General features: G+C 58.9%; 13 protein-coding genes and 1 tRNA gene. 5 read left to right on the top strand and 9 right to left on the bottom strand.

Annotated elements, in window-relative coordinates; genetic code table 11:
- Positions 1 to 498 carry a CAP domain-containing protein gene (locus tag EYD00_RS00605; protein ID WP_004439804.1) on the top strand — a complete coding sequence of 166 codons (498 nt, stop codon included), beginning with the start codon at positions 1 to 3 and terminating at the stop codon, positions 496 to 498.
- A gap of 191 nt (positions 499 to 689) precedes the next feature.
- On the opposite strand, the gene EYD00_RS00600 is transcribed toward EYD00_RS00605, so the two are convergent.
- Complete coding sequence (locus EYD00_RS00600; protein WP_004439802.1) at positions 690 to 1781, bottom strand: quinone-dependent dihydroorotate dehydrogenase; 1092 nt, start codon at positions 1779 to 1781, stop codon at positions 690 to 692.
- Positions 1781 to 2134 (bottom strand): DUF952 domain-containing protein, encoded by a 354-nt coding sequence (locus tag EYD00_RS00595; protein ID WP_004439797.1) that lies wholly within the window; start codon positions 2132 to 2134, stop codon positions 1781 to 1783. The genes EYD00_RS00600 and EYD00_RS00595 overlap by 1 nt, the downstream gene beginning before the upstream one ends.
- 241 nt (positions 2135 to 2375) lie before the next feature.
- Between EYD00_RS00595 and EYD00_RS00590 the strand changes: the two genes are divergently transcribed.
- Together EYD00_RS00590 and EYD00_RS00585 are read left to right on the top strand one after the other, a co-directional pair.
- Positions 2376 to 3026, top strand: coding sequence for a response regulator (locus EYD00_RS00590; RefSeq protein WP_004439795.1), 651 nt, complete (start codon positions 2376 to 2378; stop codon positions 3024 to 3026).
- A 112-nt stretch (positions 3027 to 3138) separates the two neighbouring features.
- Positions 3139 to 3786 (top strand): S24 family peptidase, encoded by a 648-nt coding sequence (locus EYD00_RS00585; protein ID WP_004439793.1) that lies wholly within the window; start codon positions 3139 to 3141, stop codon positions 3784 to 3786.
- Positions 3787 to 3854: 68 nt separating this feature from the next.
- Here EYD00_RS00585 and EYD00_RS00580 read toward each other — a convergent pair whose 3' ends face one another.
- Together EYD00_RS00580 and uppY are read right to left on the bottom strand one after the other, a co-directional pair.
- Positions 3855 to 4607, bottom strand: coding sequence for a polysaccharide deacetylase family protein (locus EYD00_RS00580; protein WP_004439791.1), 753 nt, complete (start codon positions 4605 to 4607; stop codon positions 3855 to 3857).
- Between the two features lie 26 nt (positions 4608 to 4633).
- Positions 4634 to 5932 (bottom strand): Wzy-type polysaccharide biosynthesis protein UppY, encoded by a 1299-nt coding sequence (gene uppY, locus EYD00_RS00575; protein WP_004439789.1) that lies wholly within the window; start codon positions 5930 to 5932, stop codon positions 4634 to 4636.
- Positions 5933 to 6200: 268 nt separating this feature from the next.
- Between uppY and uppX the strand changes: the two genes are divergently transcribed.
- Positions 6201 to 7505 carry a Wzx-type polysaccharide biosynthesis protein UppX gene (gene uppX, locus EYD00_RS00570; protein WP_004439788.1) on the top strand — a complete coding sequence of 435 codons (1305 nt, stop codon included), beginning with the start codon at positions 6201 to 6203 and terminating at the stop codon, positions 7503 to 7505.
- A 42-nt stretch (positions 7506 to 7547) separates the two neighbouring features.
- Here uppX and EYD00_RS00565 read toward each other — a convergent pair whose 3' ends face one another.
- Positions 7548 to 8309 (bottom strand): transporter substrate-binding domain-containing protein, encoded by a 762-nt coding sequence (locus EYD00_RS00565; RefSeq protein WP_034496325.1) that lies wholly within the window; start codon positions 8307 to 8309, stop codon positions 7548 to 7550.
- 170 nt (positions 8310 to 8479) lie between these two features.
- Here EYD00_RS00565 and EYD00_RS00560 point away from each other — a divergent pair, with 170 nt between their 5' ends.
- Positions 8480 to 10417, top strand: coding sequence for a glycosyltransferase family 2 protein (locus tag EYD00_RS00560; protein ID WP_004439783.1), 1938 nt, complete (start codon positions 8480 to 8482; stop codon positions 10415 to 10417).
- A 182-nt stretch (positions 10418 to 10599) separates the two neighbouring features.
- Here the strand turns inward: EYD00_RS00560 and EYD00_RS00555 are convergent, their stop codons facing one another.
- From EYD00_RS00555 to EYD00_RS00540, 4 genes are all read right to left on the bottom strand, one after another.
- A complete protein-coding gene (locus EYD00_RS00555; protein WP_004439782.1) occupies positions 10600 to 10893 on the bottom strand; it encodes a hypothetical protein in 294 nt (97 codons plus the stop codon).
- Positions 10894 to 10945: 52 nt separating this feature from the next.
- Positions 10946 to 11671, bottom strand: coding sequence for an aquaporin Z (gene aqpZ / locus EYD00_RS00550; protein ID WP_004439781.1), 726 nt, complete (start codon positions 11669 to 11671; stop codon positions 10946 to 10948).
- Positions 11672 to 11809: 138 nt separating this feature from the next.
- A tRNA-Gly gene (locus EYD00_RS00545) sits at positions 11810 to 11883 on the bottom strand.
- Positions 11884 to 11941: 58 nt separating this feature from the next.
- A complete protein-coding gene (locus tag EYD00_RS00540; RefSeq protein WP_004439780.1) occupies positions 11942 to 13039 on the bottom strand; it encodes a 2'-deoxycytidine 5'-triphosphate deaminase in 1098 nt (365 codons plus the stop codon).
- Positions 13040 to 13060 lie beyond the last annotated feature (21 nt).

Genomic DNA, 13060 nt, shown 5'->3' with positions numbered 1-13060 from the left:
ATGACCGACACTTCTCTCCAGACGCTTACACGGCGCGGTTTCGTGCTGCTTTCCGCCGGTTCGGTTCTTTCCGCCTGCGTTTCCGTTCCAACCAACAAGGGCGTACCTTCAGGCACCCGTGATGAGACCGCAGCGGCGCTTCCAATGGTCAACGACCTGCGACGCTCGAAAGGACTTTCGCCGCTTTCCATCAATGGTGCAGCCAGCAGCGCCGCCGCCTATCAGGCCGGACGCATGGTCAAGGCGCAGAAGATGGCGCATCTGATTGGACTGACCGACAGTTTCCTGATCCGAATGAAGGAGGGGAATGTGCCGCTTCCTGCGGCGGAGAATGTGGCCGCCGGTCAGGATAGCGTGGAGCGGGTGGTGAAGGCCTGGATCGGCTCCAAACACCACCTCGAAAACATGCTTGGGCCTTATAACGGCCTCGGCGTGGCGGTCGCCTACGATGCCACCAGCCGCAACCGGCCCTATTGGGCGATGGTGCTCTGCGCCTGAGGTAAAGGGCGGGAAACCACCCTCGTCCCTCGTTCCTGTGCTTGTTACAGGAATCCAGCCGACGCGCGCCTGCGCGGCGGCGAGAGTGTTTTCAGCCCAAGTTCTTGGGCTGGCTGGATCCCTGTGACAAGCACAGGGATGAGGAGGGAGAGCCCCTGAGGAAGCGCTGCCTCGACCTTTCAGGCTCGCTGTCAGCCCAGCTTACGATCCGCCCAGCGGTCAACCGCGCTGTCGCGCAGATCACGGATCGATTCCACGCCCTCACGGGCAACCAGCTTCGACAGGCCCTTAACGATGGCAGATGGCAGACCGGGGCCTTCATAGACCATGCAGGAGTACAGCTGTACCAGATCCGCACCTGCCCTTACCTTTTCCAAAGCCGTTTCCGGGGACGAAACGCCGCCGACACCGATGATCGGCAAATTGACGCCGACGCGACGGCGCACCTTGGCCAGAACCGTGGTGGAGAGCTCGAAGAGAGGCTTGCCGGAAAGGCCACCCGCCTCACCCTTGTGCGGGCTGGCTCGCAGGCCGTCGCGTGAGAGGGTGGTATTGGAAACGATCAGGCCGTCCAGATCATGGGCAAGCGCTTCTTCAGCAACGTCGTCCAGTCCCTCTTCGGTCAGATCGGGCGCGATCTTGAGGAAGACGGGGATGCGTCTGCCGAAACGTTCAGCTTCCGCCCTGCGGCGTTCCAGCACAGCCGAGAGAAGGGCGGCAAGGCTTTCGCGCGCCTGCAGGTCGCGGAGACCGGGTGTGTTGGGGGACGAAATATTGACGGTGAAATAGGATGCGACCGAATAAAACGCCTCGATGCCCTGCACATAATCGGCGATACGGTCTTCACTGTCCTTGTTGGCGCCGATATTGACGCCGACAATGCCACGCAGATGCGCCTGCTTCAGACGCTCCAGCGCAGCGGCATGGCCTTCATTGTTGAAACCGAGGCGATTAATGACGCCCTCATCTTCCACAAGGCGAAAGATACGCGGCTTCGGGTTGCCAGCCTGCGCCCGCGGCGTGACGGTGCCGATTTCAGTGAAGCCGAAACCGAGCTTCAGAAGCGGTCCCGGTACTTCCGCATTCTTGTCGTAACCCGCCGCCATGCCGAGCGGATTGGGGAAGACGAGGCCCGCCACGGTCTGCTGCAGTCGCGGATCGTGCGGCACCATGCAGGTGGGCAGGAAGCCGCTTTTCAGGGCCGCAATGGACAGCCCATGGGCCTTTTCCGGATCGACCAGGAACAGGCCCTTGCGGCCGATCGAGGAAAATAATCCGCTCATCACAAAATCTCCGGAAACTGGTGCTGGCCGTCGTGATCGAGTGCAAGCGGCGTCTCCCAGAGCACGGCGGTCAAGGGAAGAGGCCCATAAAGGTGAGGGAAAAGATCGCCGCCTCTTGAGGGTTCATAGACCAGCTTGTCGCCGAGGGCCGCGCCGTCGACTGCAATCAGCAGCAGATCGGCCTGGCCGGAAAAATGCCGCGCGGCTGTTTCCGCCACCTGCCTGGCCGTGGAAAAATGGATGAAGCCATCGGTCAGGTCGATGGCGGCGCCGTCGAAGACACCCTTTGCCCTGGCCTCGTTCCACAACGTCTCCGGCACGATTTTATAGATGATCGCGGGCGTTTCCTGCATGCGCTCTCCATGGCTTTCCAACCATCGCGGTTTGCCGTAAAGCTAGGGGATTGTCCACAGTTTCCACGGTATTTTTATTGCTGAAAGCCTGAAAGACCGCCTGTCCACAAGCTTTTCCTTGTAAAGAGGAACCGATTGGCGCAACCTTTGGCGGAGGAGCCGGGCGTGTTTCGACCACCGGCAAAGGGAGTGAGTCAATAACTGGAAAAGAACCGCATAATGCCCTTGGGAGGGGGCCAGAATGTCGGAACTTGTCATTATCATTGCAGATGATCATCCACTTTTTCGCGGTGCCCTGAAACAGGCCGTATCCGGCCTCGACGGACACCAGACCATCATTGAAGCCGGTGATTTCGAGGCTGCCAGACGCGCAGCCGCAGCCCGTAACGATGCGGATCTGATGCTGCTTGACCTTGCCATGCCAGGGGTCAGCGGGTTTTCGGGCCTCATGGCGCTGCGCGCAGAGTTTTCCAGCCTGCCGATCGTCATCGTATCGGCGACGGATGACGCGACGACCGTCCGCCGCTCAATCGAACTCGGCGCTTCCGGTTTCATTTCAAAATCCTCCGGCATCGATGACATCCGTGATGGCATCCGCGCGGTTCTGGAAGGCGACCTGTGGGTACCGGCCGGCCATCACGGCGAAAAGGAGCACGATCCGGATGTCGCCGATCTCATCGGCAGGCTGCGAACGCTGACGCCGCAGCAGAGCCGTGTTCTCGGCATGCTGGCAGAAGGCCTGCTGAACAAGCAGATCGCCTATGAGCTCAATGTCTCGGAGGCGACGATCAAGGCACATGTCTCCGCGATCCTGTTGAAGCTCAAGGTGGACAGCCGCACGCAGGCGGTCATCCAGCTCGCCAAGATCAACACATCGGCTCTTGTGGCGTAAGCAAGGATTTTATTCCTTTCCTTACTTTACTCCGGACCGGATATGGTCTAGATTTCGAGGTGTTAACGACAGGAGCTTTTCCGCTATCGGCTCCGTTTGCGGGCTTTCTACCATGCTTTCACATGAGACGATCTGGAGCGCCATCGATACGCTTGCCGAACGCCATCAGCTGACGCCTTCGGCATTGGCGAAGCGTGCCGGTCTCGACCCTACTTCATTCAATAAGTCGAAGCGTTTCGGGCCGGACGGCCGCAAACGCTGGCCCTCGACGGAGTCCGTTTCCAAGGTGCTCGAAGCGACGGGAGCGAGCGTGGATCAGTTTTTCGGTTATGCTTTCGGAAAGGCGCAGACGCGACCTGCCGGTGCGGAAAGTGCCATCCCCCTGCTCGGTTTCGCTCAGGCCGGTTCCGGCGGTTTTTTTGACGACGGCGGCTTTCCGGCAGGTCAGGGCTGGGACGTGGTTGAGTTTCCCTCGTCTCCCGAACGCAAACAGGGAGTCTACGCGCTGGAAGTGCAGGGAGAGAGCATGATGCCGCTTTACCGCGACGGCGACATCCTCATCGTGGAGCCTGGCGCGCAGGTACGGCGCGGCGACCGCGTGGTGTTGAAGAGCCGTGACGGTGAAGTGATGGCCAAGGTGCTGGCGCGGCAAAGCCCCAAGAGCATCGAACTTCTTTCGCTCAATCCTGAGCATCCCAATCGGAGCTTCGAGATGGCCGATGTGGAATGGATCGCCCGCATCATATGGGCCAGCCAGTAGGCCGATAGCCTACACGTCATAATCGCTTTCACCGCGACGGCTAAAAGCGCGCAGCACTGTGCCGTGCCTTAGAGGCCGAGTGCCGTCACCGCCGCGTCAACCGTCATGACTTTTGCGCCACCGGATGCCGCCTTACGCACGAAACCCTGAAACCTGTCTTCCGGGCAACCGTAAAAGCTTGGCGCAGACGACACATCATGGGTAAAAATGACGAGCCAGCCGCCGTTTTGCAGGACGTCGTCAAGCCAGCGATCAGCGGCATCGAGATAGTTCGGATCGGGCCGCAATTCGACGGCAGCAAGATTATGCGGATCGATGCTGCCGCGGTTGATGCCGGGCATGATCCCGCGGGCAGTCCTGAACCTGCGTCGCAGCATGGGCTGCATGAGTGGCGAAGCCATGCCGAAGGGGGTGGAGAAATTCCGCCTGTGGCCGTTCTCGTCGAACGAGGCCAGCACCTTTTCATTACGATCGAGATCCTCTTCCAGCCCTCGCCGTGAAAAGCTTGAGAGTTTGCGATGGGAATAGGTATGGCAGGCGAGCTCATGACCGGCCGTAGCCAGTTCCGAACAGCCCCTAGCGGAAATCATGTCCTGCGGTTCGTCATGCCTGTCGATGAAGACCCCGGAAATATAAAAGGTCCCGCGAACATTCTCGTTTTCCAGAATGCGGGCACCGCTGGTCCAGGCGCTCGCCGGAACATCGTCGAATGTGAAGGAGACAATCGGTTCGGATGTCTCGATCCGCGCCGTCGGTCCAGGGAAATACCGCACCAGCCGGTTATTAACCCGGTCTGCGATCGTTCCGATTTTCTGCGTCATACTAGCCCCCCGGCCCGCCGTGCAAATTACTGTCCCTGTTCCAGTATGTCGTAAGCCTGATGTCTCAAACAATAGATCGCAATAAGAAGAGAAGACCAGATAGGCCCGGTTCCGGTAAAGAAATTACTCTCAAGACAGGAAGAAAGCAGCGCATATACCCAAATTCGCCCAAAAAGCCGCGTCAGGCCGGGATCCGTGCCTCTGTCCACCGCTGTTCGGAAATCATTTGCGGGGATGATCACGAGCCATATGAGAGTGAGGACGAAGGCGGGCAGTCCGCCATTCAAAAGGCTCTCGACATAGCCATTATGCGCGTGAAAGGCCGTGACCGCCCAAGTCTCGGAGATATCGGCCTGTGACAGAAGCCGGTCGCTTGTCCAGAAGGCCTGGAATCCCTGTCCGAAGATCGGCGATTGCGCAAAGGTGTCGAAAGACAGGCGCCATATATCCGTCCGTCCGGTGAACGTGGAATCGATGCCCAGGCTTTCGACGAGGCTCTGTATGCTCGGGAAATAGGTGGAGCCGATTGCAACGATATTGAGAAACGCCAGAAGGCCACCGATCATCAGCAATGTCCGCCCGGCATGCCGCTCCATGACCCAGACCAGGGCGATGGTGACGGGCAAAAGCATCGCTGCAGTTTTCCCGTTGGTCTTCCAGAGAAAAAAGCCGGCCAGCAGCGTGATCGCTATTCCGCCCAGCGTGGACCAGGCATTGCGCAGATAAAGGCCCACCATGAAAAGAATGATCATTGCCGGCGCGGCGGCGTTCTTATGATTGAATATTCCGCGCCAATCGCCTGCAAGCGCCTTCTCATCGAGATCGTAAGGCTGATGGATTGCGCGCGAGCTCAGGAAGATAACCCCGAGATAACAAAGCGCCAGCAGGAGAATGGCGAAAACGGCCATCATCCGGTCGAATTGCCGCCTGTCGCGCGGCATGACGACCAGCACGCTGGTGATAAAACACAGGAGCGCCGTGAAAATCAGGCGCTGCAACGACGTGCCGGGCTCCGCACCAAGGACCGAACAAAGCGCGAGCCAGGAAAAGAGCAGCAGGATTGGCAAGCGGGGCCTCAGCAAAAGCCCCGTCAGACGATGGCGCAGTGCGAAGACACCGAGGATCAGCGCGATCACCAGACCGGTCAGCTGATTGGCGGCGGCGCGCGGCACGGGCGGCGCCGCAAGATTTTCAAAGGGCGCGACCGAAATCCAGATGTAAAGCATCGTGGCGACAAAAAAAATCGCGTCGCGACGGCCGCCCGACAGGGACATGGCACTGCTGTTTTCCGCAGAAATGGACCGCGTATCAGCAAAACGCGGCATGGTAGCCTGCTTCGGGAACGGAAAATCGGATCATGGACCTGCCCTGCAACGAACAACGAAACCCTTCTGAACCGGGCGATGTCCTAATAACCATAAACAGTCATTATCATCATTATTGTGTAATTGCTTTAACCCTCTCTTACCTCAACAGGGCTAAGACAGGAGAAACTGTCATTCATTCAGGTCGTCGGTGTCGAATACCGCCCGGTTGCCGCCCTTTCAGTTCGTAAGACTTTAAAAGGGACAGTCCTTTTGAATTCGCCCGGCAATGCCGGAAAAAACGGAGAATGAGGTGTCGTTGAACACGCCGCGGCTCGGCCATCTTGTCAGACTTGGATTGGCCTATATGGCATCCGGAGGCGCGCTGCTGATGTCCAGCGCCGCCCAGCTCTTGACCTTCGCGCTGCTAGCCCGCCATCTGGGTGTCGAACAATTCGCGCTTTACGCTTCGATCACGGCCGTGACCAATCTGGGCGTTCAGATTTGCGGTATCGGCTCACAGGAATCGCTCATTCGTCGCGTGGCGCAGGATCGCGGCATGTTCCCCGTCATGCTTGGCCACAGTTATCTCCTCAGCGCGGCGACGGGTGTGGTCCTGACGCTCATCGGCATGGTGACGATCCCGGTGTTTTTCCCGACGTCGGAAACGTTGCTGCACACGCTGATCACCACTTTCCTGATCCTGTTCACCAACCTCGTTCTCCTGAAGGTTATTTCGCTTTCCACGCAAAGCTTCATCGCCCATTCCGACTTTGCCTCGGCCAACAAGCTGGAGGTGATGTTTGCCGTCGCCCGCACCATTGCCGCCGTGGTTGCCTGCCTCGTCTTCAAGGTGGAAACGGTCGAGGCCTGGGCACTCTGGAACCTCGCCGCCCACACGATTGCAGCCGTGATTTCCGTCAAGGCAATAGGCAGGCTCGGCCGACCGGTCTTTCGGATCGTTCGGGAGGAAATTCGCATCGGCATCCTGTTTTCCACCCAGTTCCTGTTCAAGGCGGTACGCGGCAATGCCGATATTCTCGTCCTTGGAGCCATCGCCAGTGCGGAGGTACTGGGCAGCTATTCCATCGCCCGGCGGATTCTCGACAGCTCCTATCTTTCCGTCGAGGCTCTGAACCGGCTCATCTATCCCGGATCGGCCTCTGCAGCGCTGCAGGGTATCAGCAAAACCATCGAACGCGCCTATAATGTGCTGAAAGCGGCGCTGTTTATCGCGACCGGCAGTGCGCTGGCAATCTTCATCATCGCGCCCTTCCTGCCGCTTTTATTTGGCGACGAATATGTTTCGCTTCCCACCATCACCCGTGTGCTTTGCTGGGTCGTACTGCCGATGGCGGTGGCCGCTACCGCGCTGGAAGCGTTGGGGGCCTCCGGGCGCCAGGATATCCGCGCCAAGATATGGAACAGCGGCAATCTCATAGGCTCCGTCGTCGTTGCCTTCTTCACCTGGTCTTTCAGCATTTCGGGAACGATCGGCAGCTATTTCATCGTCGAAACCGCCATAGCGGCAGCTGTGTGGGTGGCGCTTCTACGGCTGCGGCGGAGCGAAGAGGCTTTCGCTGCGGTCAAATAGAGCCCGCCTCATTCAGTTGAATCGAGTCGGTCCGGGTCTCTCCTAATAGAGCCCGTAGGGAAAATAACGACGATAGATCTCTTCGAGCCGGCCGTTGCGGGAAAGAGCGGCAAGCGCCTGATCGAAGGCCGGCACCAGCACATTATCCGGATCGACCGTCATGATGGAAAGGCCCTCGCCGAGGAACCTGTCCGACATATAAGGCCCCCCAAAAAGAGCGCAGCAGTCTTCGGATGCGCTTCCTGAAACCCAGAACGGCAAGCGCAGGGCATCGGCAAAGATGGCGTCGACCTTACCGGCCTTCAGAGCACCGTACATGGGTTCGTAGCCGTCAAAACCCTCAACCGCCGCCTTGGGAAAAAATGCCTTGAGCATCTGTTCGTGCCGGGAACCGGTCACCACGCCCACTTTCTTGCCGGACAGTGCGTCGGCGCCGGAGCCGGCAAATTTCGTCGCCTTGTTGACAGCCAGCCGGGCCGGCAACAGAAGATAGGGGCGCGAAAAGGTGAAGCTCTTGCGCAGCTCGGCCGTGACGGCGAGACCGGAAATCACCGCTTCGCCCTCTCCCATCTCCAGAGCCGCCTCCAGCTCGTCAAAGGGTAAGGCCTGTACCTGACATTTGCTCTCCACCTTGAGCTGCGCGCACACCTCGCGAACGAGATCGACATGGAAACCCGCAAGCCGGCCTTCCTGATCGGTAAAATTGAAGGGCGGAAAATCCACCGACATCAAAAACCTGATGCGGGGGACGGAGGAAAGGTCGCCACCGGGAAACCGCTCCTGAGCGTCGAAAAGCACTGGCATGCGGTTCCCGTCCGACAGGCCCTCCGCATGAAGCTTTTCGAAAATACCGACAACTTGCAAAGCGAACACTAAAGTAAAAACAAGAATTATATTTCGCGTTACAATCGTCATTCTCATCTATACTATCCGCAGCAGGAAGTGGGGCGTTACCATGACGGTGGCGGCAGTGCATGGATTATTTGCGACACTATACACGAGAATCGTTTCGCACGACGCCTGCCGGGCGAAAAATTGCATTTTCCCGCATAGGCGACAATCCACCCCAGACGGTTCCTGATCGGGGTGAAGCCGGACACATGCGCTTCCTTCGGGCGCTGGGATTTGGCAAGCCGTATATCAGCGCGTGCGAACGGCTGGCGCTGGAAAACGGCTCGACGCTGGAAGCGGAACTGCTGGCCGGCGGCCTTGTCGCGACGGATGCCTATTTTGGCGCTTTCGCGAGGTTTTTGCGGTTACCCTTTGTCGCGGAGATCGATCCGGACCGGGTCGCAGATGTCCATCGTCTCGATACACAGCTAGCCGAGCCGCGCTTGCTACGGCTGACGCCTGCGAACGGTAAACCAGCACTTCTGATCGTGCCCGAGCTGGCGCGGATGAAATTACTGAAAAGCCTGCTGGATCGACATCCGCATCTTCTGGACGAGCTCGTGGTGACGACGCCGCATGCCATGCGCGATGCGATCTGGAAGGCGGGTGAAACACGCCGCTGTCGTGAGGCTCGCCAGCAACTCTTCAACACCGCGCCGCAGTACTCTGCAAGGATCACGCTTCAAGGTCATCAGGGCTTTTATAGCGGTATCGTCGTCACCCTGCTTACGCTCTCGCTGCTGTTTCACACACAGACGGCCATGGCCGTCATCCACGTCGCCCTGACGATGCTTTATTTCTTCACACTGCTGTTCAGGCTGTTTGTGCTGATGCAGACTTCAGGAGAGAAAGACACGACGACCGCAGCTGCGCTCGAACCCGACGGAAATCTGCCGGTCTATACCATTCTGGTGGCGCTCTATCGTGAGGACGCCATCGTCAGCCAGCTCATCGGCGCGCTGGAGCGGCTCGACTGGCCGAAATCCCGACTGGATATCAAGCTCGTCTGCGAGGCAGATGACGGGGCCACAATCGACGCCATCCTTAGATTAAATCCCGGACAGCATATTGAGATCGTGAGAGTGCCGCCTTCCCTGCCGAGGACCAAGCCCAAGGCGCTTACCTATGCGCTCTCCGGCGCGCGTGGGGCGTTCGTTGCCATCTATGACGCGGAAGATCGGCCACATCCGCTGCAATTGCGTGAAGCCTATGCGACCTTCCGCCATCAGCCGGAGAACGTGGCCTGCCTGCAGGCGCCGCTTATCATCAGCAATGCGCGCTCTTCCTGGATCAGTGCCTGTTTCGCCCTGGAATATGCCGGTCTGTTCCGTTCAATGTTGCCCGTGCTTGCGGCGCACCGGCTACCGCTGCCGCTTGGCGGCACGTCCAATCATTTCCGCACCGCCGTATTGCGTCGCGTCGGCGCCTGGGATCCTTACAATGTGACTGAGGATGCCGATATTGGCCTCAGGCTGCACCAACTCGGCTATCGATGCGGCGTCATATACCGTCAGACGCTGGAGGACGCGCCCACCGCGCTTCCCGTGTGGCTCAACCAGCGGGCGCGCTGGTACAAGGGTTGGCTGCAGAGCTGGCTGGTGATGACCCGCGCGCCTGTTGCGACGGCGCGCCGCATGGGATGGCTCTCCTATATCGTCTTCCAACTGTTGATCGGCGGCATGCTGGTGTCGTCGATGGCTCATCCCCTGCTCTTCATTTCCGTGGCGTGGATGGCCACGGCTATCGGGGACAGCGGTGCAGACATGCTGTTTTCGTGGCAGGGCGTTCTGTTTCTTACCGATACGCTGAACATCGCCGGCAGTTACGCCATATTCGTGCTGATGGGCAGGAACAGGATGATCGATTACGAGAGGAGGCAGGTGGGAAAACGCTGGCTGGCAATTCCGCTTTATTGGCTGATATTGTCTCTGGCGGCCTGGCGTGCCGTGCTTGAGTTAAAAACCAAGCCTTTCGTCTGGAACAAGACGCCTCACGTACCAAGCGTTAGCAACACTACCTGAAACGGTTGCCGCTTCGATCCTTTACCTGGTCGCAGAAGGCGGCTTCCATTTTCTGCCGGTATCGTCGCGATTTGCAAAACCGAAGCCGGCCTTACGCAACTCGCCCACCAATGCGCATATAATCGACGTCTGCCGGAGCGCTTCGTCCGGCAGACGTCCCGTTTCATTTCAAGCGTGGTCGATTATCGTGCAACAAGCTTGTTCTTGATCAGGCCGACGATGACCTGGACGATCAAACCGCCGACACCGCCGCCAACGAGCTGGCCAGCAAGGACGCCGATATCCACACCGCCAGCCGCCGCGTCTCCCGCCGCCCCAAGCAGCGATCCGAGCACGGTTCCACCGCCAATACCGCCAATGGCGCCGGCAATCAGGTTGCCGAGCGCGCCAAGGTCAGAGTCCTTCAGTATCTTTCCACCGGCTGTCCCACCAGCCGCACCGCCGATGATCTGGGCCAATATCGAAGCAAGATCCATGTCATCCTCCTCACTTGTTTTCCCGACCATTCGGAAAAACAAAGCCTCCTAATCACGTCTGTGCGGGCTGGATGGAGCCGGCATGGCCGACCTTCTCTTCCTCACCGAAAATTTTCCAGATTACAGCGCCAATCGCCCCACCGACGATCGGGGCAAGCCAGAACAGCCACAGCTGCTGCAGAGCCCATCCACCGACAAACAGGGCCTGCCCCGTGGAGCGGGCCGGGTTGACCGACGTGTTGGTGACCGGAATGGAGATCAGATGAATGAGAGTAAGCGCAAGACCGATGGCGATCGGCGCGAAACCGACCGGCACCCTGCCATGCGTCGACCCCAGAATGATGATCAGGAAAAACGCCGTCAGAATAACCTCGATCAGCAACGCCGACAGGAGCGAATGTCCCCCCGGCGAATGCTCCCCATAGCCATTGGCAGCAAAACCACCAATGTCAGCCCCCGCCTTGCCGGTGACGATCACGTAAAGAGCCGCCGCGGCAACGACCGCCCCCAAGACCTGCGCAACGATATAGGGCACTAGGTTTGCTGCCGGAAATTTACCGGCAACGGACAGGCCGACCGAAACAGCTGGATTGAAATGCCCGCCGGAAATACCGCCAACCGCGTAGGCCATGGTCAGAACCGTCAGACCGAAGGCGAACGCGACACCCAGGAAGCCAATGCCGAGTTCAGGAAAAGCAGCAGCAAAAACCGCGCTGCCACAGCCACCAAAGACCAGCCAGAAGGTTCCCAAAAATTCAGAGAGAAGTTTGCGACTCATAACATTTCCCCATCATGTTACGACTGGATCAACTATTACGTGCAATTTAATCGTAGTCAAGCAAAATCACATAGTCCCGCTGCCACCGACGTGGCAGCAGACAGGGGCCAATATTTTTGGCGAGGGGATCAAGGAGACTGGAGCGGGTGAAGGGAATCGAACCCTCGTATTCAGCTTGGGAAGCTGCTGCTCTACCATTGAGCTACACCCGCACCCACAAACAAGACATCGGATAGTTCGCGGCGGGTGTCAAGCGCCCGCCGCAGCTCATTATGCGGCGCGAAAGTGCTTGGAGAGCTTCAGCCCCTGCGCCTGATAGTTGGAGCCGAGACCGGTGCCATAAAGGCCTTCCGGTTTTTCCAGCATATGCTCGTAAACAAGCCGTCCGACGATCTGGCCGTGTTCCAGGATGAAGGGCACCTCGTGGCTGCGGACCTCAAGAACGGCGCGGCTGCCGGTGCCGCCGGCCTGCGCATGGCCGAAGCCGGGATCGAAGAACCCGGCGTAATGTACGCGGAACTCGCCCACCAGCGGGTCGAAGGGGGTCATTTCGGCCGCATAGAGCGGCGGCACGTGGACGGCTTCGCGCGAAACGAGAATATAGAACTCGTCCGGGTCGAGGATCAGTTCGGCGCGGCCGCGCGCATAGAGCGGTTCCCAGAAATCGAGAACATCGTGCTGGGCCTTCTTGTCGACATCCACCACCGCCGTATGGTGTTTGCCGCGATAACCGATCAGCCCGTTTTCGCCAAATCCCTTGAGGTCGATCGAGAGTGCGATACCACCGCCCGTCACGTTCGGGCTTTCGCTGGCGACCAGCGTTTCCGTCTCGTGCAGTTTCAGAAGCTCGCTTTCACTCAGGAGCGAATGGCCAATGCGGAAACGGATCTGCGACAGGCGCGAGCCACGGCGAACCACCACGGGGAAGGTGCGCGGGCTGATTTCCAGATAGAGCGGACCTGTGTATCCCGCCGGTATCTTGTCGAATTCCTGCGCATTGTCGGTCATGACGCGGGTGAAGATATCGAGGCGACCGGTCGAACTCTTAGGATTGGCCGAGGCCGACATGTCCGCCGGCAGCGCAAGGCTTTCCATCAGCGGAACGATATAGACACAGCCGGTTTCCAGCACCGCGCCCTGGCTGAGATCCACCTCGTGAAGGCTGAGACGATTGAGCTTGTCGATGACCTTGGTTCCGGGGCCGGGCATGAAACTTGCACGAACACGATAGGCCCTGGAGCCAAGCCTGAGGTCGAGGCTGGCGGGCTGCACCTGATCGACATCGAGATCGGCCTCGCTTTTCAGCTTGCCGCCTGCAAACAGCGCGCGGATTGCGCCATCCGCCAAAATGCCCGTGGTTCTCATCATGGTCGTCATTCCTTTTTACGG

The sequence above is a fragment of the Agrobacterium sp. 33MFTa1.1 genome (assembly GCF_004328495.1).
GTDB classification, from domain to species: domain Bacteria; phylum Pseudomonadota; class Alphaproteobacteria; order Rhizobiales; family Rhizobiaceae; genus Agrobacterium; species Agrobacterium pusense.
This window is presented reverse-complemented; position numbering and strand designations above follow the sequence as displayed.

Excerpts from the sequence above, each read along its gene's own strand:
- EYD00_RS00605 (WP_004439804.1), top strand. The coding sequence starts at position 1 with ATGACCGACACTTCTCTCCAGACGCTTACACGGCGCGGTTTCGTGCTG.
- EYD00_RS00600 (WP_004439802.1), bottom strand. The coding sequence starts at position 1,781 with ATGAGCGGATTATTTTCCTCGATCGGCCGCAAGGGCCTGTTCCTGGTC.
- EYD00_RS00595 (WP_004439797.1), bottom strand. The coding sequence starts at position 2,134 with ATGCAGGAAACGCCCGCGATCATCTATAAAATCGTGCCGGAGACGTTG.
- EYD00_RS00590 (WP_004439795.1), top strand. The coding sequence starts at position 2,376 with ATGTCGGAACTTGTCATTATCATTGCAGATGATCATCCACTTTTTCGC.
- EYD00_RS00585 (WP_004439793.1), top strand. The coding sequence starts at position 3,139 with ATGCTTTCACATGAGACGATCTGGAGCGCCATCGATACGCTTGCCGAA.
- EYD00_RS00580 (WP_004439791.1), bottom strand. The coding sequence starts at position 4,607 with ATGACGCAGAAAATCGGAACGATCGCAGACCGGGTTAATAACCGGCTG.
- uppY (WP_004439789.1), bottom strand. The coding sequence starts at position 5,932 with ATGCCGCGTTTTGCTGATACGCGGTCCATTTCTGCGGAAAACAGCAGT.
- uppX (WP_004439788.1), top strand. The coding sequence starts at position 6,201 with ATGCCGGAAAAAACGGAGAATGAGGTGTCGTTGAACACGCCGCGGCTC.
- EYD00_RS00565 (WP_034496325.1), bottom strand. The coding sequence starts at position 8,309 with ATGCCAGTGCTTTTCGACGCTCAGGAGCGGTTTCCCGGTGGCGACCTT.
- EYD00_RS00560 (WP_004439783.1), top strand. The coding sequence starts at position 8,480 with ATGGATTATTTGCGACACTATACACGAGAATCGTTTCGCACGACGCCT.
- EYD00_RS00555 (WP_004439782.1), bottom strand. The coding sequence starts at position 10,893 with ATGGATCTTGCTTCGATATTGGCCCAGATCATCGGCGGTGCGGCTGGT.
- aqpZ (WP_004439781.1), bottom strand. The coding sequence starts at position 11,671 with ATGAGTCGCAAACTTCTCTCTGAATTTTTGGGAACCTTCTGGCTGGTC.
- EYD00_RS00540 (WP_004439780.1), bottom strand. The coding sequence starts at position 13,039 with ATGATGAGAACCACGGGCATTTTGGCGGATGGCGCAATCCGCGCGCTG.